Here is a 24,151-nt window from a genome sequence, read left to right on the forward strand (position 1 = left end):
CCAACATCCCACACTGTGCTCCCCGATGACCTCGGGGGCATCATCCACATCAGTGTAAGGGGGTCATTTTTGGACGCCGATCACCCCGCTACGGGGTCAATTTTGCATGCCGGTTCACAGCACTGGGGCCCGCCTGTAGCCACCCGTCAAGGCCAGCAGATCAGCCTTTGGCGCAATAGGAGGCACGATGACCGATGACCATGACAGCCCCTTGAAGCCCATCAAGTTCTGATTTTTTCGGAATAGGGAGAGGCTTCATAGTGGTGCAGGATCAGGTCGACCATCGTTTTGCTCCTACTTCAGCAGCCCGAGGATCTCTTGCGCGGCGGCGGCGGATGAGGCGGGGTTCTGGCCGGTGACCAGTTTTCCGTCACGCAGCACGAAACTGGCCCAATCCGCCCCTTTTTCATACTGGCCACCATTGGCCTTCAGCATGTCTTCCACCAAGAACGGCACAACATCGGTAAGGCCGACGGCCTCTTCTTCGGTGTTGGTAAAACCCGTCACCCGGCGACCAGACACCAGCGGTTTGCCGTCCGCACCTTGGGTGTGGCGGAACACGGCTGGGGCGTGGCAAACTGCGCCGACAGGCAAATCGGCGGCGGCGAAGGCCTCGATCAGGCGTTTGCTGTCCGCGCTTTCGGCCAGATCCCACAAAGGGCCGTGGCCGCCCGGATAGAAGATGGCGTCGAACCCGTCTTCGGTTACATCCGAAAGCTTCAGCGTCGTCGCAAGATGCTTTTGCGTCTCTGGATCGTCTTTGAACCGACGGGTGTCGTCGGTCTGTGCGTCAGCGCTGTCGCTGGACGGATCAATCGGCGGCTGTCCCCCTTTGGGCGAGGCCAGTATAATGTTTGCTCCGGCGTCCTTGAAGACGTAATAGGGGGCCGCAAACTCCTCCAGCCAGAAGCCGGTTTTCTTGGCTGTGTCCCCGAGTGTGTCGTGGGATGTCAGTACCATCAGAATTTTCATGTTATTTTCCTATTTTTCTCGCCGACGCGGATCACGCGCTTGCCAAAGTTTTCGCCATTCAGCAGGCCAATGAAGGCTTCGGGCGCATTTTCCAAACCGTCGATGATCTCTTCGCGGTATTTGATTTGGCCGCTTTCGATCCACGCCCCCATGTCTTTGGCAAAATCCGGGTAGAGGTGGCCGAAGTCGTCAAAGATGATGAAGCCCTGCACCTTGATCTTTTTGCGCAGAATCTGACCCATAAGCCAGTTCATCCGGTCCGGCCCTTCGGGCAAGTCAGTCGCATTATACTGAGAGATCAACCCGCAGACCGGCACCCGTGCGTTCGGATTCAAAAGCGGGATGACCCCGTCGAGGACCTTGCCGCCGACATTTTCGAAATAGACATCGATGCCATCGGGACTGGCCTTTGCAAGCTGTTCGGCAAAGTCATCTGCCTTGTGATCGATACAGGCATCAAAACCCAACTCATTGACCGCATAGGCGCATTTCTCTGGCCCGCCCGCGATGCCGACCACGCGGCAGCCAAGGATCTTGCCGATCTGGCCCACAGTGGCCCCGACAGGGCCGGTTGCGGCCGCCACGGCGATGGTTTCGCCCGGCTTTGGCGCGCCAATTTGCGTCAGACCCGCCCAAGCGGTAAATCCGGGCATACCCATGATACCGAGCGCCCAAGACGGGTGTGCAGGCGAGGTGCCCAGATTGGTGATCCGCGTGCCATCCGACAGCGCGTAATCCTGCCAGCCATTGAAGCTGAGCACCCAGTCGCCCGGCGCAAAGCCATCAACCTTTGAGGTGACGACCTGAGCCACTGTGCCGCCCTCCATCACGCCATCAATTTCCACCGGCGCGGCGTAAGATGGCGCATCGCTCATGCGCCCCCGCATATAAGGGTCCAGCGACAGATATTCGGTGCGCAGAAGCATCTGCCCAGCACCAGGGGAGGGGACGTCCCCTTCGACCAAGCGAAGCGTGTCCTTGGTCGGTTCGCCTTTGGGGCGTTCCGCCAGCACAAGCTGGCGGTTTACTGTTTCGGTCTGTGCCATGGTCATCATCTCCTACAAAGCTGTTTCAAGAATGCGGCGGGCATCCTCGGGGGTGATGGCATTTTGTTCGCCAAGGGCGGTCATGCCGTGATCCTTCAAGGCGGCGACGATGCGATCAATTTCAGGTGCAGCAATTGCGTAATCGCCGAGTCGGGTTTTGATGCCCATCTGTTCAAAGAACCCGCGTGTTGCCTCGATCACGGCATCAATCCGCGCATCATCAGATCCCTCGCGGATGTCCCAAACATTGGCAGCATATTGCAGCAGTTTCTCGCGTTTGGGGCCACGTTGGTCGTTCATCAGTGACGGCAACACGACAGCCAGTGTGCGGGCGTGGTCGGTGTCATTGAGCGCGGTAATCTCATGTCCGATCATATGGCTTGCCCAGTCCTGCGGGACACCTGCGCCGATCAGGCCATTCAGGGCCAGCGTTGCCGTCCACATCAGGTTGGCGCGAACGTCATAGTCCTCCGGCGTCTCAAGGGCTTTGGGCCCAAGCTCGATCAGGGTGCGTAGCAGGGTTTCGGCAAAACCGTCCTGAACGCGCGCGGCGGATGGATAGGTCAGATATTGTTCGATGATGTGAACAAACGCGTCGGCCACGCCGTTCGCGATTTGACGGGGCGGCAGCGTGTAAGTGACCTCGGGGTCCAGCACCGAGAAAACCGGGTAGCAATGCGGGCTACCAAACGGAAGCTTAGCGCCCTTCTCGGGATTGGTGATCACAGCGCCAGAGTTCATCTCCGAACCGGTGGCGGGCAAGGTCAACACGGTGCCAAAGGGCAGCGCTTGCGTGATGACCGACCCGCGAGATGTCAGGATGTCCCAAGCGTCGCCATCATATTTGGCCGCCGCCGCGATAAATTTGGTGGCGTCAATAACGGAGCCACCGCCGACAGCCAACAGGAAGGTGATCCCTTCTTGGCCAATCACCTCGACAGCCTTCAGCGCAGTGGCGTAGCGCGGATTGGGCTCAATACCGCCAAATTCGACCAAGGTCCGGCCCGCAAGTGCCGCACGCACCTGACCAAGGACGCCTGTTTTCTCCGCGCTGCCTCCACCATAGAGGATCAGCACCTTTGCGTCAGCCGGAACCTGATCCTTTAGGTCCGCGATACGGCCCTTGCCAAACAGGATATGTGTCGGATTGCGAAAGTCAAAATTATTCATGGGTTCAGTTTCCTTCAGTTTCAATGTGCAGGCGCACGTCAACGTTTCCGCGTGTGGCGTTGGAGTATGGGCAGACCTGGTGCGTCGCTTCGACAAGTCTTTCAGCATCCTCGCGGGTCATGCCCGGCAGATGTGCGGTAATGTCGAGATCAAGTCCGTATCCGCCCTCGGGGCGTTGGCCGATGCCCACCTCAACCGACGTTGATGCCGCTTTGGCATCAAGCTTGAGTTGTTTTGCGGTCATTTCCATCGCGCTATCAAAACAGGCCGCATAGCCAAGCGCGAACAACTGCTCAGGGTTCACCCCCGCCTCGCCACTGTCCGGGCGAACCATCTGGACTGAAAAGCTGCCATCGTTGAGGGCGGCGGTTCCCGAGCGGCCCCCTGTTGCCGTTGCGGTGGTTTTGTAGAAGATTTTCATGAGCTTCCTTTCGCGAATAGACTGGTCGTCTATCGATGTGTCAAAATTTTTGGGGTTATGGTCCTGGAACCAGCACCTTTGTGGCATTCATAGCGGAATTGAGCGGGGCTTCACTGTGCGAGAGGCTCGCGACGAGGCTGGCTCCAAGCCACATGTGGTAGATCATTTCTGCCGTGGAGCGGGGGTCTTCAAGCGCGGCGATCGTGCCATCGTCCGTTCCCTGTTCAAGGGTCTCCGTCAGGCGCGCGACGATTTCGGACACACTTTTCTGCAAGATATTGCTCATGTTCTCCGAGAGGTCAGCAACCTCTGCGGACAGTTTGACGACCAAGCACCGGTCTTCGAGGTTGGGGCTGATCTGTTTTTTCCGCCACTCTTCGAAATAGGTCAAGAATCGAGACCGTGCATCCATGTCCGGATGCGCAAGCGACGCGTTCAGGCGTGTGCCATACTCCGTCATAAAATCGTTCAACAGCGCACAGCCATAAGCTTCCTTGGAGGCGAAATAGTGATAGAACGACCCTTTCGGAACACCGGCCTCTTTCAACAGCGCACTCAGACCGACACCTGTGTAGCCCTGCTTGGCTGTCAGGCGTCGTCCTGTGGTCAGTATCTGTGAGCGTGTGTCGTTTTTCTGTTCCATGACCCCCGATATAGCCTCATTAGACCGGTCGTCTAGGGGTGGTGTGGCTTTTTCTAATCACAGGGCCGTGAGCGGCGCTTAGAAACGGTACGGGAAAGGCGCTAGCCAGCATGCACACCAGTTAGCAGCTTTAACATCCAGCACAGAAAAACAAGCAATGCATACGCAAATCGATGCGGCACGCCCTTAGTTTGCGTTCAGCACTGCTCCCAGCAAACCAGGAAAGCGACGGTCAAGCGCATCTCTTCGCAGTGAAAGCAGGCGTCCTCTCCCCTTGGGGATGTTCCGGATCACACCTGCTTCGCGCAACACCTTGAACAGGTGCGACTTGGTGGATTTCGCCACTTCCGGGTCCATTAAATTGCAGTGTGCCATTTCGACCGGGCCGTCGCGGAGCTGACGCACGATGTCCAACCGGCCCGGATCGCTGAGTGCGAACAAGACCTGCGTCAGTTGCAGCTCCTGTTCCTGCGGGTGCGCAAGATCGGGGCTGGCAGTGTCGGGTAAGATACTCATGGTTCGAATATACTTGAACCTTCCGCAGAAAGAAACTAGAGAAAGGTTCGATAAAATTCGAACCCTCATGAAGGACTGCATTCCAAAATGACTACGATTGTGATGTCACCCAAGGCTAGAGAGCGCGCTGGTTTCGCAATCGTGCTTACCGGAAGCGCTCTGATGATGGCGAGCGCGAGCGCGCCGTCCCCTTTTTATCCGCTCTTGCAGCAGCAGCTCGGATTTTCGTCTTTGGTGGTGTCGGAGATATTCGCAATCTACGCAATTGCCCTTCTTGCGACGCTGCTCGTGGCCGGATCAATTTCGGATCATGTCGGGCGACGCCCTGTACTGTCGATAGGGTTCGTGCTTCTCGCTGTTTCCGCTGCCGGATTCGAACTGTCAGGTTCTGTGCCTGCGTTGTTATTGGCTCGTGTAGTACAGGGCGTAGCATGCGGCCTTCTTTTGTCTACGCTGTCGGCGGCTATTACGGATCTTGAACCCCCTGAATTCAAGGGCATCGCGGCGATCTGTAATTCAGTCATCCCCCTCGTCGGGCTGGCCTTGGGGGCCTTGGTATCCGGCTTTGCAATGGAGCACCTTACCGAGCCAAAATTTGATATATTCACCGGGATTGCAGTGGCCAGCCTGGTGTTGGCGCTGGCCACATGGGGCTTGCCCGAAACATCGCCACGGCATGAAGGCTTGTTGCAGGCGCTGAAGCCTCGCGTTGGCCTCCCGATCGAAGTCAGGGGCACGTTCTGGCGTGGCGCTCCGGCGCTATTCGCGGGCTGGGCCACAGGGGGGCTGTATCTGTCGCTTGGCGCACTCATCATCTCACAGGTTTTTGGTATTCAAAATGTGATTGTCCAGGGCTTCGTGGTCGCATTGCTGGCCGGGGTTGGTGCGCTGGCTTGTTTCATTGCGCGCAACTACTCTGCGCGTGAGGTCATGTTGTTTGGCACCGCAGCGCTATCAATGGGAACCTTCGCCACTTTGTTTGGCATTCAATACGAAAATCTAGTGCTCTACCTTATTGCGCTCGCTATCGTTGGAGCGGGCTTCGGCACCTGCTTTTATGGTTTCATCCGCTCGATTATTCCACTGGTACCGGAGGATGTCAGAGGAGAAACTTTCGCCGCGCTATTCTGTATCAGCTACTTGGCATTCGGCTTGCCAGTCGTAATTGCCGGACTTTTGGTGCCGGTGTTCGGGATCAAAGTCGTTGTGATCTGTTATGGCAGCCTGATCGCCTCACTGGCCGCTCTCGCAGGACTGATGCGCAAATTCGGCCGAGCCGACTAGCCGGGATGGGCTTGCCATTTGTGGACAGCCCCTGTTTTGCAAGAGTTTTCTTTTGTGTTCGTGATCTTTTTGCGTAGCGGTCATTTGTCCGGCCTGTTTTCGCGGCCCTTATGCCGCTGGCCCTGATGAAGGGTTCCGTCGCAAAGTTTCCATTTGGCTTGAGCGGACCTTGGGCCTGGACACACTTATCCCGCGAGCGCTTTGAACTGCTCAAAAGCGGTGCCGCCTTGGCCGTTCAGTTGCCCTTTGCGGATCATGTGGGCGGTCTCGATACCCGCCAACGTGGCTTGCGCTGCGGCGAAGGCTTTGAAACCCTTCATCTGCCGCGTGATCCGCTTGATGAAACGATGATCCTGCTCGATGATGTTGTTCAGATATTTGACCTGCAGAACCTCGATCAGCCAACACCACCCGCTCAGGAGAAGCAGCAGGTTCATATTCTCAAGCCCCGCGGCGTTGGCGCCGCTCTTGTCGATCACGACACGATCCGGCCAGCCATTGTTGCCGATCGTTCGGGCGAAGAATGTGGTGGCTGCAGCCTCATCGCGGGCCTCCGACAACATGAAATCCAGTGTTTTGCCGTGCTTGTCGATCGCCCGATACAGGTAGCACCAGCGGCCCTTCACCTTGATATACGTCTCGCCCATCCGCCAGGAACGCCCAGTCCGAGTCTTCCGTTTCTGTGCTTCTTGCGCGATCAGAGGCGCGTATCTTTCAACCCACCGGTTCAGCGTAGCGTGATCGACATTGACGCCGCGCTCCTCCATGATTTCCTCAAGATCACGATAAGATACCGGGAACCGCACGTAGAACCAAACCGCAAACAGGATCACGTCTTTGGGAAACTGAGCGCCCTTGAAATTGATCATCGCTACCTGCTCACTCGCTGCGTCGGGGCCGCGACATAGGTTCGGTACGATGGTATCGCAAGGTCGCAATCTTTGCGACAAAGCCCTAAACTTGTGTCGCCGCTGACCTAGGGTTGATGATAACATTTGGACGATCGCGGGGCGTTTGCTCCCGCCCGTCCACAGGTCTTGGCATTGGACTTGTGCTGCCGCCAATGGGAATGCGGTCCGGGAGTTTCCGCTCCCCGGCAAAAAGTTGTAGAGCAGGTCTGCGAGCTCCTCAACGCATTGTTCCTCGACGAGATTCATGAGCGACCCCACAGGCATGAAAGCGGGGCCGCGAACATGTTCTCGCCGAACGGGACGACCTTATCGTGGTCGTAAAGCACCATGCCCTGGACGAATCTATCTCCGCAGGCGTCTGCGAGTTTGCGCATGCCTGAAAAATCTCCTGCCGAAACGGTGGCGGATGACTTTACTTCGATCCCGACGACCTCGCCGCGGCGGTTTTCCAACACGATATCGACCTCGTTCTTGTCCTTGTCCCGAAAATGGGAGAACGTGCACCTCTGTTCACTCCAGGTGGCAATTTTCCGCAATTCGCTGAACACGAATGTTTCCAGGATCGCACCGAAGCTCGTCTTGTCCTTGCGGACCACATCCGGCGAAACATCCCGCATCGCAGCGAGAAGACCGGCGTCCAAGAAATGCAGCTTTGGTGATTTTGTCAGCCGCTTCAGTCGGTTCGTGAACCAGGGTCGAAGGGTGTGAACCAAATAGAGGCTCTCGAAAACACTGACGTATTTTTGCGTGGTCACATGATTAAGGTCGAGAGCCGCACCGATGCCGGTGTAGTTGACCAACTGTCCTGAATGCTCCGCCAGAACCGATAGCAACTTCGGCATTAAGCCGAGTTGCTCGATCTGGGCCACGTCTCGCACATCGCGTTGCACGAGCGCGTCGAGATAGCCGTGATACCAGTCCTGCTTGCGCGACCATTTCTTGCGACTGAGCGCTTCGGGGTATCCGCCCGAGAGAACACGCTCGATCAGTTCGGCGCCGACAATCACGTGATTGGCGATGGGTTTTTCACCGGCGAAGGCGCGATCTATGAATTGCGATTTGCTGTCGATGATCTCCGCCTGCGACAGGGGAAACAGTCGGATGACCTCCATGCGACCGGCGAGAGAGTCCGCGACCTTCGGGATTGTCATTAGGTTGGCCGACCCCGTTAGGAGAAATCTTCCCGGGGACTGGTGGTCGTCCACGACGTTCTTGATTGCAAGCAGGAGGTCGGGCGCTCGCTGCACCTCGTCGATGACTGCGCGCTCCAATCCGCGGACGAACCCGACCGGATCATTGATCGCTGCTTCTAACACGGTAGCATCGTCTAGGGTGAGGAAGGGTGTCTTGTCGGCTGCGATGTCCATGGCGAGGGTCGTCTTTCCGGACTGCCGGGGCCCCGAGATGAGAACTACCCGCGTGTCGGAGAGCGCCTCCTCTATTCTTGCTCTGGCGAACCTTGGGTACATTAGCGGGACGATTCCTTTCGACCAGTTGAAAGTACGCGACCGACCAATTGAAAGTCAAGATACGACCGATTGAAATCCGACGGCCGACCATCTTAAAGTCCACGCGAGCCAGCCTGGCCGTTAGTCCTCCGAAACCCGAGGAAGCTAGCGCACTCAAACTCTTGAGATCGGGGCGTCAGAACCAGTCTCGCCCACGGCGATTTCCAGCTCGGGCAAATCCCGCAAGCTATGCAAGTCAAATGTCGCCAGAAACGCCTCCGTGGTCACAAACGTATGCGGCGCGCCCGGCCGCGGCGACCGTGGTCCGGAGGCGATTAAGTCCTTGAACCGCAGCCGGGACAGCAGATCACGGCTGACCTCCTTGCCAAAGATGTCCGCCAGGCCCGCCCGGTCGATCGGCTGGTGATAGGCGATGGCACAGAGTACGCCCATCTCCATCTCGGTGAAGGCGATTGTCTCCTCACCCAGATTGGTCGCGGCCTTGATCGCGTCGGCGAACTTCGTCCTGGTGCGGAACATCCAACCGCCGGCGACTTGCGCCAACTCAAAAGGTCGACCAATCAGCTCGGCCTGGATGTCGTCGATCAGCATCTCGACCGAAGCCCCCTGACCCACCACGCGGGCCAGGTCTTCTCGGCTGACCGGCGACGCGCTGGCGAAGAGCACCGCCTCGATCCGGCCCATCCATTCACGCCAGCGCAACTCCTGCGGCAGATCGTCGAGTTCCCGGTCGAAATCGCTTTCGCCTTCATCGGCCTGCTTTGGCTTCTTTCGGGCCATCACGGCGCGATCCCGTAAAGCCGGAAGGTTGAGCGCCCGGTCAACTCCCGCGCCACGCCCAGCTCAACCAGCCGATCGCAAAGCCGACGTGCCGCGCGGTCGGTCATCGGTATCGCAGTTCCTTTGATCATCGGTGACAGCATGGTCGAGGGTGCCACCGCATCCTCGGTCAGGAACAAATCGACAGCCGCCTCCGATCCCTTCGCCCGGAGCTTCGGCGCGACGACACGAAGTGCTTCCGCGCGACGGGCCAGATCCCGCGCCAGCCCGATCACAGTTTCGATGGATTCGAGGATCCGTACCTGAACCGCCAGTTCGGCCCCCTCCCCGCTCAGCGCAAGATCGCGCAGAACCGTCTTCGTAAGCCGTTGCGACGAGACCGGCAGCACGTTTTTCCAGTTCAGCCCGCGCGCCAAGGCGATGTCCGAGAGCAGACAGGCGACCCGTTCCGCGCGGTCGTCGGCGTCGAGAACGGCGCGCAGGATGGTCGCGCAGCCCGCCAGCGGCCCATGGGTCCGGGCACGCGATTGCCCCATATCGAGCCACCCGCTCAATTCCGCTGCAAGATTTGCGCCGATCAGGTCTTCAAACTCGCCCGTCCCGCCTGGCTGCAATCGCACACTCCCGCGCCAGAACGCCAGCAGATCGCCATCCGGTCCCCGCGCGTCGCCCGGCGGCGTCAGGTGGTAGGCATCGCGAATATCAGCTTCTCTGGCCAGCCGCCCCTCCAGCTTCGAGGTTGCCGTTGCCGCCGTCAGCGCCAATCGGTTGGCCAACAACTTCACCGGCACCCCGTGCCCCGGATCGGAGACCAGCCCATCCAGCACCGTCAACGCCGCCCCGGATCGAAAGGCCACATCTTCAAGGGTTTCCGGACGCGCAGAGGTGATCCACGGCGGCATCCGGGGTAGTGTATTTGTAGCGTCAGCAAGGGCTGGTTGAGTAAATGCCATGCCGCAATCTTATCTCACCACGGCGCTTAACTCCAGAAAATACTATTCTAACCGCCGCAGCGTGTCGCTCAATCCTATGTCCAATAAGTTTGCCTTATCGGACATAAAAGAATATGCTCAGCGGCATGTCAGAAAACAATGAGAAATCTGTCGGATGGCCGGTGTTGATGAGATTCAAGCACTTCCCTGAAAAACGAACCGGGGTTCATGAGATTCCGTACCGGTATTTATGAGACTGGATGAGTCGGAGTTTGTGAGACTGGCGTTGTCTCGCGGCTTTTTCTGCAGACTGCCGTGCTCTCTCGTCGCGCTCAGCGCGCCAGAACCGGGCCGAGATGCTTCGCCTCAACGAAAGAGGCCATGCGTCAATCGCCTGCCGGACCCGTCCCTGCGCCTCCGCATCGCTCATGAGCATGACTGAGATCGCCCATTTGACCGGATCCTCAATGATCCGCCCGGCGCCGACCGCCAGCGCGAAACACTGCAAGAGCGAGCCCTGCGCCAGGGCGTGGAGACCGGGACGCACTGGCTTGGCAAGCACTGGCGCCACCTGATCGTATTCGGGAACTACGACCGTGAGCGCCTGTCGGATGATCGGCGTGGTCAAAAAATCATGATAGTCCCGGCGGTCTTTCAAAGACATTCGTGGCTGCTCGCAAACGTTCGGCGGCGAGGCCCGGCGATGTCGCACCGTCAGAAGCTGAAGCACTTCGGGCGCTTCCAGGTCGCCCTGCCCCGCGCTGCGCGCCCAGGCATCGAGATGCGCGGCACCGACCTCGGCATGCCCTTCAAGTTTCTTGAAGCAATCCGTACCGAACCGATCGGACAGGGTCTCGCCGGTGGCGCCCCGAAACTCCACACCATGCACCGGGCAGCGAAATCGCCACGGCAGGGCTGTGGATTTGCGTTGCGGCTCTTCGGGACAGTACGGGCAGTAATACCGGCTCTTCCGCGCGATCATCAAACGCGCCTGTGGCCCGAACTCCCGGAATGTCATGGCCTGCACTGCTTCGGGCGAAAGGCCGATCCGAGCCGCGATCAGAGCCCCCTGCCCTTCCGAGAGACGCCATTCCAGGTCGAACACGTCGTGCCCCTTCAGGCCAAGCGTGGCGACGAATTCCGAAACCGTCATGGCGTAGAACGGGGCCATACGCGCGATCCAGGAGGACAGCCGCTCGTCAGCCTCTGGGGCGTATACGACCGGCAGGCGCCCGCACATCGTCACACCGGCTCTCCCAGGACCGCCTGCAACCGGTCGCCGCCCAGAATATCGCGCGAGAGGATGCGTTCCTCGCCACTTTCGATGGCGGCGATCGCCAGCTGCGACAAGATCGAAAAGATGCCCGAGGTGATGCCGCCAGTCACCTTGATCATCCGCGTGAGTGCCTTCTCGTCGATCTGGCTTTGGCGCCGAAGCGGCAGCGTGCGCGTGAGCGTGCTCATCAGCCCGTTCAGATCCTCGCCCTCGCGCCAAGGCGGCAACGCGAAGGCCTCGAAACGGCGCACCAGCTGATCATCGGTGCGCAGCGCGTTGCGAGCCTGCGCTGTACCAACACAGACCAGCGGGATGCGCAGCTCGTTGCCCAGAAAGCGCAGCATGTTCAGGAATCGTGCCTGTTCGCGGATCGTCCCCGCCTGCAGGCTGTGAATCTCGTCGATGACCAGCATCCCCGGACGCAATTCGGCGAGCAGACGCAAGGCCAGGCTTTCCAGCACAGACAGTGTCGCCCGAGGCGGCTCCGGGGCACCGATCGCCGCCAGGATCCGGCGGTAGAAGCGCGATTCATCAGGCCCAGACACCATCTGCACGGCGACAACCGGCATATGTAGCCGTCCGCTGGTCTCGTCGAAGCTCGATGCGTGATCGCGGGTGAACTTCTCGATGATCATCGTCTTGCCCATGCCGCTGTCACCGACAATGAGCAGGTTCGGCATGCGGGCGCGCTCGGGAAACGACATCAGCGTTTCCAGCTTCTCCAAGGCAGCCTCGGCCCTGGGATAGGAGACCCAGCGGTCGGCGCGAATCCGGTGAATGCGCTCCTCGGCGCTGAGCGCCGCGATCTTGCCGGCTCCTGGATAGAGATGCGGGAACTCAGTCATCGTCGTACCACTCCTCGACCTTGAAGCCGGGATGGCTAAGGAACGGGCTCCCCTCCCCTTCCGGCGCAGGCAGGGCATCTCGCGCGGCGGCATCCGGTGTCACATCGATCATCGGCAGAGGGGCCAGATGCGCCCGCCGCGCCTGGTGGCGCCGTATCGCCTTAGTTTGCCGCTCGGCACTGTCGACGAGGTCGCGCTGCGCCTCGATCGTCCTGAAAATCAGTTCCTCATCTACCGACCGGCGCCCGGCCTCGCGCAAAGCGCGTCGCGCTGCGCGGTGCTCCCAGAGCGTGACCGCAGGTCGGGTCAGATCCGCCGGCCGGGCTTCGATGATCCCGTTCTCTGTCAGCACGAAGATGCGCGAAAGATCACGCGGGTCGTATTTGAGCGTGAACTTGCGGCTTTCCCGGCCCATCAGCCAGCGCAACTCGTCCGCCCAGTAGCGGATGTGGAAGAGATGCAGGCCGTCGCGCTGCAAAACTCGCTGCTCGGAGGGCAGGAAATCGACCAGGAACTGCCTGAGATCGGCCGGGATTTGGATCCGGACCTCGTTCGTCCGCGCCGCCCAAGCCGCTGCAGGTGTCGTTTCCAGCGCGCTGTGGACCCGCGCATGGTAGGAGCCGGTGATCTCGAGAGCGAGCCAAGTTTCCAGCTCTCTGAGCGTCATCACCGCCTCGGCTTCCGCGTCGAGATCACCGCGCTCGAAAATATTCGAGAAATGCGAGCCCGGCAGCAGGTGAATCGCGCCCATCATCGTGCCGATCAGGCGCTCGATATGGCCGCCATAGCGCGGCGTTCCCGGTGGTCGGTGCCGCAGGTCGATCTGATATTCGGAACAGGCCCGCTCAAAGGCGCGCGCGTGGAACTCCGCGCCATTGTCCACGTAAATCGCGATCGGGATACCCTGCGCAGCCCAATCCGTGCTGATACCTCGCGCAGTGAGCCAATGCGATTTGTCCATCACCGCATGGGTCAGACACAGAGCAACAGCCAGAAGCGATGGCGGCTCTAGCGACAGATGAAACCCCAAAACCATGCGGGTGTTCACATCGATTGCCACAGTCAGCGTCGGACGACCGAGCGGGCAACGCGTCACCGGGTCGACCACTGTCACATCGGCCTTGGTGTGGTCGATCTGGACGATATCGAGAGGGCTGTCTGCAGTAAGGCCTCCCGGCGTGGCCAGATGGCGTCGCTCAGCCTTGTCCTTGCCTTCACGTCGGGCCATCAGGTTTGCCTGATCGTGCCCCTCCAGCCAGCGGCCCAAACGCCGGATCGAGGGTGGTGCCAACCCTTGCGCCTGACAATCGGCAGCGATCTCCCGCCAGAACCGTGTCCTGGTGGGCTTGCGGCGGGTGGCATAAAACTCCCTGAAATGGCGGGAGACAATCTCGTCCACCGCCGGGTTCAGGGGCTGCATGCCCGGTTTGGGCCCCCGGGTATCCCGTAGCAGTGCACTGGTCCGCCCGTCTTCGCGGAACTGCTTCACCAGACGAAAGAGCGTGGATCGGCTGACATTCAACTGGCGCATGGCCCAGTCGACATTGCCCTGAGTGAGCTGGACCGGCAGCTCCGCGATCACTTGCGCGCGGCGCTCGGCCTCTTCCCAATCCTTGTCAGCTGGAAAATTATCGGACATAACTTACTCAGTGCATGGATGCCGGATAGTCTCACCAATGGTGACTCAAATCGGCGTCCAGTATCACATACCCTGAATCAGTCTCAGAAATGCGACACAGGTAAGTCATTGAAAACAAATGGATCGCAGTCTCAAAAACTCCGGCAGACCGACAGGATTCAGTCAAAGTTGCCCCCAGAGACCGATAAACCGACGTCGATGCTCTCCGGTGAGCATGAGGCTGCGCGGGCTGACGACAGAGATCAGGGGGAAAACGCTGGCATCGCCTTGCCCTCTTACGTCGCGGGCTCCGGCACGTTGGACCGATTGGTGGACACCGCCCGCGAGTATGCCCGTGCCGCAGCCTCGGACAACACGCTGAAGGCCTATGCGAAGGATTGGGCGCACTTCACACGCTGGTGCCGGATGAAGGGCACGGAACCGCTACCGCCGTCACCGGCGATGATCGGACTCTACCTCGCGGATCTGGCATCCGGGTCGGGCCCCTCCCCTTCGCAGTCGGCGTTCCGGCCCCTATCCGTCGGCACCATCGAACGCCGCCTGTCGGGTCTCGCGTGGAATTACGCGCAGCGCGGCTTCCCCCTCGATCGAAAGAACCGGCACATCGCCACGGTTCTGGCCGGGATCAGGCGCAAGCACGCGCGCCCACCAGTGCAGAAGGCCGCTATCCTGGCCGATGACATCCTCGCGATGGTCGCCACCCTGCCCTATGATCTGCGCGGGCTTAGGGATCGGGCCGTCCTGCTGCTCGGATATGCCGGCGGTCTGCGCCGTTCGGAGATCGTCAGCTTGGACGTACACAAGGACGACACGCCGGATTCCGGCGGCTGGATCGACATCCTCGACAAAGGCGCCCTTTTGACGCTCAATGCAAAGACCGGCTGGCGGGAGGTGGAGATCGGCCGCGGTTCGAAGGATCAGACCTGCCCAGTCCACGCGCTCGAACAATGGCTGCACTTCGCAAAGATCGACTTCGGGCCCGTCTTCGTCGGCACGTCAAGGGATGGCAAGCGCATTTCGGGCACTCGCCTCAACGACAAGCATGTGGCGCGGCTGATCAAGCGCACGGTGCTGGACGCCGGCATCCGAGCCGAGCTGCCGGAACAGGAGCGCCTGGCGCTGTTCTCTGGTCACAGCTTGCGCGCCGGGCTCGCCAGTTCAGCGGAAGTCGACGAGCGCTACGTCCAGAAACAACTGGGGCACGCCTCGGCTGAAATGACCCGCCGCTATCAGCGCAGACGCGACAGGTTCCGGGTGAACCTGACCAAGGCCGCCGGTCTCTGACCACCTTACCCCATCACGCCGCCTGACCGCTTAGTCTGCGATAGAACCTGCGCTCAAGATCTCACTCCCCTGCCCCGGCTTTTTCGTAAGCGCTGTCTGCGCCTCACTCGTGTTCAGCTTGACGGGTTGAAGTTCCAGGGCAGGAGCTCGTCGGTCCTGCTGGCCGGGTGACCGGCGGCGATGGCCTCGAGGGTCGCCTTCAGGTAGGCGAAAGGCTCGACGCCGTTGATCTTCGCGGTGGCGATCAGGGAGGCGATGCGAGCCCATGTGCGGCCGCCCTCGTCGTGGCCGGCGAAGAGTGCGTTCTTCCGTGTCAGGGCGATCGGGCGGATCAGGTTCTCGATGGAATTGGAGTCCATCTCGACGCGGCCGTCGCGAAGGAAGGTCTGCAGGCCGCCCCACTGTCGGTGGATGTAGGTCAGCTTCTCGCCCAGGCGCGACTTGGCTGAGACACGCAGGCGCTGTGCGTGCAGCCAATCACCGAACTCGACCACGAGGGGTGCGCTGCGGGCCTGACGGGCCGACAGGCGTTGGCCCGGGCCCATGCCACGGATCTCGGCCTCGATGCGGTAGAGCTCGGCAATCTGGCGCAGACCCTCGGCGGCGATTTCCGAGCCGTCGCGGTCAAAGACCTCCTTCAGCTTGCGACGCGCATGGGCCCAACAACGGGCAACCGTGATCGGCGCGCCGCCCTTGCGGGAGGGGCGCGTCAGTCGATCGTAACCGGTATAGCCATCCAGTTGCAGGATACCGTCGAAGCCCTGCAGGATCTGCTCGGCATGGGCGCCAGCACGGCTTGGGCGATAGGTGAAGACCACGCCGGGCGGGTCATCGCCGCCCCATCCACGATCATCCCGGGCAAGCGCCCAGAGGTAGCCGGTCTTGGTTCGGCCACGGCCCGGATCCAACGCCGGGGCGGTCGTCTCGTCCATGAAGAGCTTGGTCGATCCCTTCAGATGCTCGGTCAGCCGATCGACCACGGGGCCGAGGTGGAAGGCCGCCGTGCCAGCCCAGTCCGCCAAGGTGCTGCGGTCGAGCTGGATGCCGGAGCGCGCCAGGATCTGGCTTTGGCGGTAGAACGGCAGGTGGTCCGCGAACTTGGACACCAGCGCGTGTGCGATGGCTCCCTCGGTCGGCATCCCGCCTTCGATCAGCCAAGGTGCGGCGGGCGCTTGGGTGACCCCATCCGAGCAGATGCGGCAGGCATACTTCGGCCGGATGTCGACCAGCACACGAAGCTGTGCCGGGATGATGTCGAGGCGCTCGGTGCGGTCCTCGCCGATCCGGTGCATCTGGCCGCAGCCACATGGGCAATCGAGACTGGTGGGTTCGATGACACGCTCGATGCGCGGCAGGTCCGCAGGTAGATGGCCGAGGTTGCGCTGCCGTGCCCGGCGCGGCGTCGTGGTGGATGGCGCAGCCTGTTCCTTGCGGGTCTCGACCTCGGCGACGGCGGTTTCCAGGTCTTCGAAGGCCAGCTGCCGATCATCATCGCTCAGCTTCTCGGACCGCTTGCCATGCACGACATGGTTCAACTCGGCCACGAGATGCTCGAGGCGCCGGTTTGCGTCCTTCAACGCACCATTCTCCTGCAGCAGCGCCAGAACGGCGGCGCGCTGGCTCTCGGGGATCGCGGACAGGTCGATGGGCGGAGCGTTGGACATGCGCAGATTATACCGCGCCAAATGCGTCGATGCCCGGGCATTCCCGGGGGCGAGTCACTCTGCCACAGCCGGTCGGCGGACCTCCAGTGACCGCACCCGGCGCCAGTCCAGCCCGGCGAACAGGGCCTCGAACTGTGCCCTGTTCAACGTCATCGCCCCGTCGCGGACCGCGGGCCAGGTGAAGCTGCTTTCCTCCAACCGCTTGTAAGCCATGACCAAACCGCTGCCGTCCCAGAACAGGATCTTCAACCGGTCGGCCCGCTTCGAGCGGAAGACAAAGACGGTGCCGGTAAATGGGTCCTCAGCCAGCGTCGACTGGACCAGCGCTGCGAGACCGTCATGGCCTTTCCGGAAGTCCACCGGCTGTGTCGCCACCAGGATCCGCACGCCCTGCGAGGGCATCAGCATGGATGCGCCTCCAGCGCGTGGACTATCTCGGCAATCCGGGCCGCGGGCGCATCCTGTGCGAGCTCGATGATGACCGAACCCCGGACAACCCTAACTGGCGCCTCGGCGCGGGGCCGCTCGGGCTCGGGGGCCGTCGTGGTCTCATCCCGGACGATCAGAGGTGCGAAAACCGGCTCATCGGTCTCGACCGCAGGCAGCACGAGCTTGCCATCCTTGGCCAGCCGCCGCCACGCCGTCAGCTGGCTCGGCATGATCTCGTAGCGCGCGGCGACACCTGACACCGTCACCCCAAGCTCCAGGGTCTCGGCCACCGCCTGCGCCTTCACATGATCCGGCCAACGCCTCTGCCCCGAGGCGAAGACTTCAACACCAAGCGCCGTGAGGAACGAACTCTTTGCGAACATTGCGAAACGCACTCCTTCTCTTCGGATGCGTATCAACTCGCAATGGCTGATCCCGTCGGCAATGTGGGGCGGCGACACCGCTTACGCTTTTTCGACCATGGTGCGGAGATAGCCGCCCAGCAAGGCGACCTCACCCGCGCAATGTTCCTCGAAGACAATGGCCAGTGCTGCTGTCGCCACCTGCTTGCCCGGAGGGCCCTGCGCTGTGTTCTGGCCATGCTCTGAGACTGCGATCATCAGCGCCAAAAGACACGCGACCCAATGCAGGTCGTTCCAATTTGAAGTGGTCCCACAACACCAGACAGCCTGAGAAGCTTGCCGCTTCCGATGACGAGGAAGAACAGCGCGTCTGGCAAACGAAAGATTTACGGCAACGAGGTCAGGGAGAAGGTGGCGCTTGAGGCCATTGGTGGCGGGCTGACAGTCTCGATCTGGTGGTCAAGCACGGCGTGCGGCAGTCCCTAGTTAACATCTGGAAGCGGAAAGCCCTCGAGAGTATGTCCGAAATCTTCTCCGGCAAGGCGGAGGCGAAGGCCAGCGAGACCGAGAAGTTGCACGCCAAGATCGGCAGCTCATGGAGGGATGGTTTTTTACCGAAAGTCTCCAGACCGTGAGCGTGGCTCGGAGGCGAGAAATGATCGATCCAGAACATTCTTTGCTGCCGTTCCTCCAGCGATGCCCACTGACCTAAGTTAGCCGATCGGATTGCTATGGCCCGGGCAAGACCGAGACATTACTAAACCTGGCGTTGAAGACGTTGGTCAGTCGGCGGTTCATGGAAATCCAGTTCTACGGCGGCCGTCAGATGGCAAGCGCGTGCCCAACCAAGGCTACTGCGTCGGGCGTAAACGCTGCCGGCGACTGATGGGCGATGGGCCTACGCGCTGACGACCAGAGCGTAGGGCTGACGGTCTGGAACCCGCTCGCCGCCGAGCTCTTGTCGGGGGCACTCCCGCGAATGCCGGTCGCCCCGGACAGTTGGGAGGCGCGTGGCTGCACCGTTTCGCCGATCTACAAGTACGAGCGGCTTTGGAATATCGTCGATGTTTTAGCGACATTGCCTCCGTGTACGTAGATCGAAGCGGTTCGGATCACTCTCGTATGGCTAATGAGCTGTCGGTAGGAGCTCGTATTCCACCTCGCGAGCTGCGAGCGTGGTGTGTTTCTGCTGCGTCTCAAAACCTGCCAGTCTCTGCTTTTCCGAGGCGATCAGTGGCTTCATCAGCTTCCCAAGCGGTGGAGTTCGAGTAGGCCAAGTCGTAGACTTTCCCCTGCTTGACCGTGTGTTGTCACTCACGGGTTTCCTTGCTTTGGGTCTGACTGTCTCGTTCGAGGTTTACTGCGGACTCAGACACTGGTTCACAGCTGTGAACGTTGCCGGAATTCACAGCTGTGAACCCTATGCAGCCGAGCGCCGCGAAAGTGCCACTACCATTGGCGCGCAGCTGAAAGTTCCGGCGGCGGCACGCTTTCCGAGATCACGCAGGTAGGCGCCCGGAGACCGGATCTCTGAAAGACGTTCAAGCATCGCCGCGATCACCACGGCAGCCTGATCTCGGCCCATATCCCGTTTCACATCCTGCCATGTCGTTGACTGTATTCCCAGCATCGGAGCGATCCTATCAGCGGCGTCGAAGAATTGCGACCAGTTTCGGATTGGATCGGGTTGGAAGCTGCAGAACTCGGGACAGCTTGCCAGAACAAAGGCTAATGGAAGGTTAGACGGTCGCGCGGTGCTGATTGCGTGTTCGGAAGCTCTCGGCGAACGCACAAGTTGCGGACGGGGAAATGCCGTATCGAGTACGCTTTCTGTCCTGCCCTGTTCAGATTCAATAGAGTCTTTCTTTGAACTCTGATGGTGCTGCTCATTTCTGACGTCAGAGGTGCTCAGTTCGACCGTTTCGGCAGGAATAACCATGGCCTTGGCAGCCTCGACGGCAGACGCGAGAGTGTCGCGGAGCTCGCTGAGCTGGTGCTCGGTAAGCTTCCTGCGCAGGGTCCGTGCCGAGAGCCGGGCGAGGTCTTCGTAGGCATCCCAGGAGGGGTCGGAGGGGGCCTCGGTGCGGCCAATCTCGGTGAGGGCCTCGAGGTCGCGGCGCATGAGGCTCACGACATCGCGGAGATGACGGATGCGCAGATCCCGGTCACGCTGCGCCTGTGCGGCGTCCTCGAACTCGGCGAACCGGCGCGCGAGCGGGGCGAGGTCAAAGCCGTAGGCAACCTTGGTTCCGCCGAAGCGTCGAGCATAGCGCTTGCCGTTGGGACTGTCACGGCGGGTGATGATGCCGGCGTCGACCAGCCGACCGAGATGGCGCCGCATGGTCGAGGAAGGCATGCCGTTCAGCCGCTCGCAGATCGAGGCGTTCGACGGATGCACCACAAGTGGGCCGTCGTCGAGCGCCAAGTCGGTCCGCGGGTGAAAGCTGATGAGCGCCTGGAGCACCGCGAGATCGCGGTCGGACAGCGCGTAGTCGCCCCGACAGGTTGAAAGCGCACGAAGCGCTTGCCACTTGTCGACGGTGGGGCAGGGCGCTTGCGTCGCCTGCGGCGTGGCCGCGAGCGACCGGGCATCACGAAGCGATCGCCCGAAAGGCGTGATGGGATCGTAGTCCATGTTTTTTCACGAAGACAAAGAAAAACCGTTCCGCGAATCGATTTCGACTTGCGGTGAGCGTCGGGGACCACTAGCTTGAGAGTGCGAAAAACAAGTCTGGGTCTCGTGAAGCGCCGTCTTTGCGGGACCTTTTCTTTCGCCTGACCGTGCCTCCTTGTTCCGGTTTCTGCTCTTCCTCAGTCTTACACGCGCTCTTTCCAGCGCGCGTGAAGCTCTGCGATCACATCTTCGGCCCGGGCGTCCAGCCAGTCGGCGAAGCCGGGCTCTTCGAGGTCCAGCGCCACGCCACGGGCCGTCCGACGGATCGCGCCGGCGCGCACGCCATCGATCTTGAGCGACCGCTTGGCGCCGCCACCGGTTTCGGCCTTGCGCGGGGCAGGGGGGCGACCAATCGCCTGCATCACCGCCTCGAAAGCGGCGACCGAGGCATCATCCGGGACCTGCTCGTCGCGCACCACCGCAACGGCGGCCTTGGCATGGGTCTGCTCGGCGATCTCGATCAGCCGTTGTCGGTCGGCGCCGGTTTCCTCCATGGCGCGAGACAGCGCTTCCCACCGGGGTCGGCCGATGCCATGGGCGGCCCCGATCGCCTCGATCAGGTCACGCCCGATGCTTCCGGCGACGCCGATGGCCATGGAAATCGATGACTTAGTCACCGTTAACACTTCGGCAACGCGGGCCTGTGTTCCGAAGCCTGTTTCCACAAGCTCCTGAGCAAAAAGGGCTTTCTCGATATACGAGAGGTCACGCCGCGCCATGTTCTCGGAAATCTGCGCCTGCACCGCGTCGGCGTCGTTCAGGGTGGCGACCAGCGCGCGTACTTTGTCAACGCTGTCTGACTGGCGGATCGCCTCGAGCCGGCGACGGCCGTAAACCAGCAGGTAGCGGTCTTCCTCGGTCGGATGGCGGCGCACCAGGATCGGCACAGTCTGGCCGTTCTGCTCGATGGCGTGCTGCAGGTCGACCACATCCGCCGGATCGAGCCGATCCCGCATCCGGTCGTCCTCGATACTGTCGGGGTCGAGCTCCCATATGTGGTGCCCGTCGACCGCGTTGCGGGCCGAGCGCAGCGCCCGGTTCGAGGACATCATCGACGGCGCCGCACCGCCGCTGCCGGCGGCCGCGAGGCTGTCGAGCATGGAGAGGCGTTTTTTGCGTGTATCGGTCATGTGCGTCCCCAGGTCTTCTGGATCAGTTCCGCGATCTCGTCGTTCACCGCGTTGAGGCTCTCGACTGCGCGGTCGTAGGTGGCGCGGGTGAAGGCCGAGCGTTCGACCTCATAGAGGGTCTGCTTGGTGAGCCCTGCGTCGGAGATGGCCGTCGATTTGAGCATCGGCGCGTTGAGCACCTTTTCGCCATACATCGTGCGCAGAAATGCTACGATCCGGTTCTGCGGGGCGTCGGTGGGTTCATACCTTGTTAGCAGGTATCGCATCCAGTCGTGCTTCATGTCGGCGCCCGATTCTGCGATGACGTCCATCAGGTCCGCGGTCATGCGCAGGAATTGCGACATCGACATCACGTCGAGCATCTCGGGGTGGATGGTCACCAGCACCCCGGTCGCGGCGGACAGCGCCGACATGGTCAGGAAGCCAAGCTGCGGCGGGCAGTCGATCACGACCACATCGTAATCCGCGTCGACCTGGGCCAGCGCCTCTTTCACCCGAAAGAAGAACAGCCCGGCGTTTCCCTGCGCCAGCGCGCGCGGGGTCTCGTGTTCGAACTCCATCAGCTCGAGGTTGCCGGGCACGAGATCGAGGCCGGGAATGTAGGTTTTGCGAATGACCTTGGAGATTGGCTCGGGATCGTCGTAGCGGATCGCGTCGTAGAGCGTGCCGCCGTCGTTGAGGTCGTATTCCGGCTGCACTCCGTGCAGCGCGGTGAGCGAGGCCTGCGGATCGAGATCGATGGCCAGCACCCGGTAGCCGAGCAGTGCCAGCCTCTGCGCGAGATGCGCCGAAGTGGTGGTCTTGCCGGAGCCGCCCTTGAAGTTCATCACGCCTATAACCTGCATCCGGTCGGGCGAGGCGCCGGCATCCGGGGCAGGGCGTCGGCCCGGCAGGTAGTCGCCGGGCTTGCGGGCGGTCTTCTCCAGCATCACCCGAAGCGCGTTCAAGTCGTGCACGGAATAATGCCGGCGATTGCCCGGTGTCAGCTGGGGAGAGGGGCCACGTCCCTCGAGGTGAAGTTTGCGCAGGTAGCTGTCGTTGACGCCGAGCAGAGCCGCGGCCTCGCCCGAGGTGAATGTCCGCATGGTCTTGGCGGCATCCGGGGGGAACAGGCTCTCGCCCTGCGCATGCAGTTGGTTGGCGAGCAATTCCGAGTGCTCGCGGATGACCGCATTCAGGTCGTCCTGTTCAAAGCTCTGATCCATCTGTCCGCTCTGTCCCGCGTCTTGTACGCGTTGCCTCATTGTTGTTCTGTGTCCCACGGGCGCATTTGCGGTCCGGCCCTCAGATCGTGTTCACGGAAAAGGGCGTGGGTGTGCTCTTTTCCGTGACTATTGTCTAACTTGGGGGAGTCGCGCAAGGGTTTTCCCTAAAGGGATGTAAAGATGAGAGAGACATGCTTTCCGTGCTGACCAGATCGACATGCCGCCGATCAAGGTGGTGTCCCAAGCTTGGTGGAAAGGGGCTGAGCGCGGAGCCCCGGCGCAGTGCGTGGCCGGGTGTAACGCTGCCGGCCACCGCCGGTCTTCGCGAAGATTCGGGCTGGGAGACCTTGAACCGAGAACGGAGATGCCGGTGGTCGACGACAGAATCGCGCTGATTGAGCCGGTTGAGAAGCAGGCCGATGGTGATCTATTGCGCAAGGTTCTCGGCGTCAGCACCGGTCCATCCGAAGCAGAAACGTTCTGGGCCGATTTGCTGCACTCCCTAGCCGGACCGTGGACCAGCAGCGATCATTTTGCCCCTCCCTGAGGTCCGGCTCTGGAAGCCGGACATCGCAGGAGGCCGCACACGTAACGAGCTCGTGGAAGCATCGAAGTAGTGGGGCAGGGCGCTCTGTTGAAAGGGGTGGGAACAGGCGTGCAATCTTGGCTCTGACTCAGAGTTGAACCTCGTCCGGTAGCGCACGTGCAGTGTCACCGCCGTGGCCACCATTGCGATCACGGGCAACGACCTCGATCCCGAGTCGCGCACGGAGCCACGCTTCCACAGTGTCGCGCTCCCGGTCGGGCAGCAGATCGATGACTTCGTGACCGCAGATCACCGTGCCGTAGCTCAGTGCCTTCCGTCATGCCCATATGTTGACGCCGGGGGCGATCTCCCCGCAGATGTCGTACAAATGGCGTCGGCCTCCGGCTGCGAGGTCGCGGCGCTTTAGGCTCGGGACGTATTGGTTTTCTGCCGCCCTCGGCACAGCCGAGACCGTCCGCTTGGTCTGACGTCAGAGGTATTAAAAGCAGTCAGGCCTCAGGCCGGAACAATGCAAGACCGTCATCGCGATGGCAACACCAGCCCGATAGCGTGAAAGCTGCTGCGAAATTGCATTGTCCGGCTGTCTCACTTTGGTGGAGCAGAAGCGTCATAGCAGACAATGAGGCTATACGACGCTTTTGGGGCCGAAACTTGGCTGTGTTACTCTGGAGCGTGATTGAGTGCCTCAACCAAGCAAAGCAACGCCATTGATTGACCGTAGCCTGTCGGCTGGATCGGGATATCCCGGTAGGGTGTTGTCACGTTAACGGGCCTGAGGTTGCCGGTTCATTGATCTGGTCTTAGGCGGTTTCGATGCAGTCACAGAAGATCAGGGTAGTGCCCCACCGGTTGGTGTAGGAGGCCGCGCGCGGAGCCCCCAGCGTAGCGCAGCGCGCGGCCGGGTGCGACGCTGGCGGCCACCGCCGATCTTCGAGAAGGTTCGGGTTGCGAG

General features: G+C 61.1%; 22 protein-coding genes and 1 pseudogene. 3 read left to right on the plus strand and 20 right to left on the minus strand.

Translation table 11 applies throughout. The annotated features are described in order from the left end of the window. Positions 1 to 294 precede the first annotated feature (294 nt). The 6 genes from JF542_RS23590 to JF542_RS23615 all read right to left on the minus strand — a co-directional run bounded on the left by JF542_RS23590 (position 295) and on the right by JF542_RS23615 (position 4,768). The gene (locus JF542_RS23590) at positions 295 to 972 is read right to left on the minus strand and encodes a type 1 glutamine amidotransferase domain-containing protein (RefSeq protein WP_207077641.1); all 678 of its coding nucleotides are present in this window, start codon (positions 970 to 972) and stop codon (positions 295 to 297) included. Further along, positions 969 to 2,018: an NADP-dependent oxidoreductase gene (locus JF542_RS23595; RefSeq protein ID WP_207077642.1), complete on the minus strand. Its 1,050-nt coding sequence runs from the start codon at positions 2,016 to 2,018 to the stop codon at positions 969 to 971. Before JF542_RS23595 ends, JF542_RS23590 begins: the two co-directional genes overlap by 4 nt. A 12-nt stretch (positions 2,019 to 2,030) precedes the next feature. Then, positions 2,031 to 3,188 carry an iron-containing alcohol dehydrogenase gene (locus JF542_RS23600; protein WP_207077643.1) on the minus strand — a complete coding sequence of 386 codons (1,158 nt, stop codon included), beginning with the start codon at positions 3,186 to 3,188 and terminating at the stop codon, positions 2,031 to 2,033. A gap of 4 nt (positions 3,189 to 3,192) precedes the next feature. After that, positions 3,193 to 3,609: an organic hydroperoxide resistance protein gene (locus JF542_RS23605; RefSeq protein WP_207077644.1), complete on the minus strand. Its 417-nt coding sequence runs from the start codon at positions 3,607 to 3,609 to the stop codon at positions 3,193 to 3,195. Between the two features lie 55 nt (positions 3,610 to 3,664). After that, positions 3,665 to 4,252, minus strand: coding sequence for a TetR/AcrR family transcriptional regulator (locus JF542_RS23610; protein ID WP_207077645.1), 588 nt, complete (start codon positions 4,250 to 4,252; stop codon positions 3,665 to 3,667). 186 nt (positions 4,253 to 4,438) lie between these two features. Continuing rightward, entirely contained in the window at positions 4,439 to 4,768 is a 330-nt protein-coding gene (locus tag JF542_RS23615) for an ArsR/SmtB family transcription factor (RefSeq protein ID WP_207077646.1), read from the minus strand. Positions 4,769 to 4,855: 87 nt separating this feature from the next. Between JF542_RS23615 and JF542_RS23620 the strand changes: the two genes are divergently transcribed. Further along, entirely contained in the window at positions 4,856 to 6,052 is a 1,197-nt protein-coding gene (locus tag JF542_RS23620; protein WP_207077647.1) for an MFS transporter, read from the plus strand. 185 nt (positions 6,053 to 6,237) lie between these two features. On the opposite strand, the gene JF542_RS23625 is transcribed toward JF542_RS23620, so the two are convergent. The 7 genes from JF542_RS23625 to JF542_RS23655 form a co-directional block, all read right to left on the minus strand. Then, complete coding sequence (locus tag JF542_RS23625) at positions 6,238 to 6,921, minus strand: IS6 family transposase (protein ID WP_207077648.1); 684 nt, start codon at positions 6,919 to 6,921, stop codon at positions 6,238 to 6,240. A gap of 284 nt (positions 6,922 to 7,205) precedes the next feature. Further along, entirely contained in the window at positions 7,206 to 8,432 is a 1,227-nt protein-coding gene (locus JF542_RS23630; RefSeq protein WP_207077649.1) for an ATP-binding protein, read from the minus strand. Positions 8,433 to 8,585: 153 nt separating this feature from the next. Then, positions 8,586 to 9,212 (minus strand): SMC-Scp complex subunit ScpB, encoded by a 627-nt coding sequence (gene scpB / locus JF542_RS23635; RefSeq protein WP_050525835.1) that lies wholly within the window; start codon positions 9,210 to 9,212, stop codon positions 8,586 to 8,588. Then, positions 9,212 to 10,114, minus strand: a complete 903-nt coding sequence (locus JF542_RS23640; protein ID WP_242533912.1) for a DUF1403 family protein — start codon at positions 10,112 to 10,114, stop codon at positions 9,212 to 9,214. The genes scpB and JF542_RS23640 overlap by 1 nt, the downstream gene beginning before the upstream one ends. A 256-nt stretch (positions 10,115 to 10,370) precedes the next feature. Further along, the gene (locus tag JF542_RS23645; RefSeq protein ID WP_242533913.1) at positions 10,371 to 11,315 is read right to left on the minus strand and encodes a TniQ family protein; all 945 of its coding nucleotides are present in this window, start codon (positions 11,313 to 11,315) and stop codon (positions 10,371 to 10,373) included. Positions 11,316 to 11,386: 71 nt separating this feature from the next. Next, on the minus strand, positions 11,387 to 12,265 hold the full coding sequence (locus tag JF542_RS23650; protein WP_067296747.1) for a TniB family NTP-binding protein: 879 nt from the start codon (positions 12,263 to 12,265) through the stop codon (positions 11,387 to 11,389). After that, positions 12,258 to 13,904 carry a Mu transposase C-terminal domain-containing protein gene (locus tag JF542_RS23655; RefSeq protein WP_090271124.1) on the minus strand — a complete coding sequence of 549 codons (1,647 nt, stop codon included), beginning with the start codon at positions 13,902 to 13,904 and terminating at the stop codon, positions 12,258 to 12,260. The genes JF542_RS23650 and JF542_RS23655 overlap by 8 nt, the downstream gene beginning before the upstream one ends. A 168-nt stretch (positions 13,905 to 14,072) precedes the next feature. Here JF542_RS23655 and JF542_RS23660 point away from each other — a divergent pair, with 168 nt between their 5' ends. Continuing rightward, entirely contained in the window at positions 14,073 to 15,188 is a 1,116-nt protein-coding gene (locus JF542_RS23660; protein ID WP_040545952.1) for a tyrosine-type recombinase/integrase, read from the plus strand. 113 nt (positions 15,189 to 15,301) lie between these two features. Here JF542_RS23660 and tnpC read toward each other — a convergent pair whose 3' ends face one another. The 7 genes and pseudogenes from tnpC to repA all read right to left on the minus strand — a co-directional run bounded on the left by tnpC (position 15,302) and on the right by repA (position 22,652). Continuing rightward, positions 15,302 to 16,852: an IS66 family transposase gene (gene tnpC / locus JF542_RS23665; RefSeq protein ID WP_007803340.1), complete on the minus strand. Its 1,551-nt coding sequence runs from the start codon at positions 16,850 to 16,852 to the stop codon at positions 15,302 to 15,304. Positions 16,853 to 16,906: 54 nt separating this feature from the next. Then, positions 16,907 to 17,260: an IS66 family insertion sequence element accessory protein TnpB gene (gene tnpB, locus JF542_RS23670; RefSeq protein ID WP_007803341.1), complete on the minus strand. Its 354-nt coding sequence runs from the start codon at positions 17,258 to 17,260 to the stop codon at positions 16,907 to 16,909. Next, positions 17,254 to 17,664, minus strand: coding sequence for a transposase (locus JF542_RS23675; protein ID WP_007803342.1), 411 nt, complete (start codon positions 17,662 to 17,664; stop codon positions 17,254 to 17,256). The genes tnpB and JF542_RS23675 overlap by 7 nt, the downstream gene beginning before the upstream one ends. A gap of 81 nt (positions 17,665 to 17,745) precedes the next feature. Then, positions 17,746 to 17,949 (minus strand): annotated as a pseudogene (gene repC / locus JF542_RS23680) (replication initiation protein RepC); the annotation flags it as partial. A gap of 1,114 nt (positions 17,950 to 19,063) precedes the next feature. After that, positions 19,064 to 20,278 carry a plasmid replication protein RepC gene (gene repC, locus JF542_RS23685; RefSeq protein WP_007803345.1) on the minus strand — a complete coding sequence of 405 codons (1,215 nt, stop codon included), beginning with the start codon at positions 20,276 to 20,278 and terminating at the stop codon, positions 19,064 to 19,066. Between the two features lie 182 nt (positions 20,279 to 20,460). Further along, complete coding sequence (repB, locus tag JF542_RS23690; RefSeq protein ID WP_040545954.1) at positions 20,461 to 21,447, minus strand: plasmid partitioning protein RepB; 987 nt, start codon at positions 21,445 to 21,447, stop codon at positions 20,461 to 20,463. After that, entirely contained in the window at positions 21,444 to 22,652 is a 1,209-nt protein-coding gene (gene repA, locus JF542_RS23695) for a plasmid partitioning protein RepA (protein ID WP_007803347.1), read from the minus strand. The genes repB and repA overlap by 4 nt, the downstream gene beginning before the upstream one ends. Positions 22,653 to 23,022: 370 nt before the next feature. On the opposite strand from repA, the gene JF542_RS23700 reads away from it, so the two are divergent. Further along, a complete protein-coding gene (locus JF542_RS23700; RefSeq protein ID WP_207077651.1) occupies positions 23,023 to 23,199 on the plus strand; it encodes a hypothetical protein in 177 nt (58 codons plus the stop codon). Positions 23,200 to 24,151 lie beyond the last annotated feature (952 nt).

It is taken from the genome of Salipiger bermudensis (genome assembly GCF_017309175.1).
In the GTDB taxonomy this organism is placed as follows: Bacteria; Pseudomonadota; Alphaproteobacteria; order Rhodobacterales; family Rhodobacteraceae; genus Salipiger; species Salipiger bermudensis.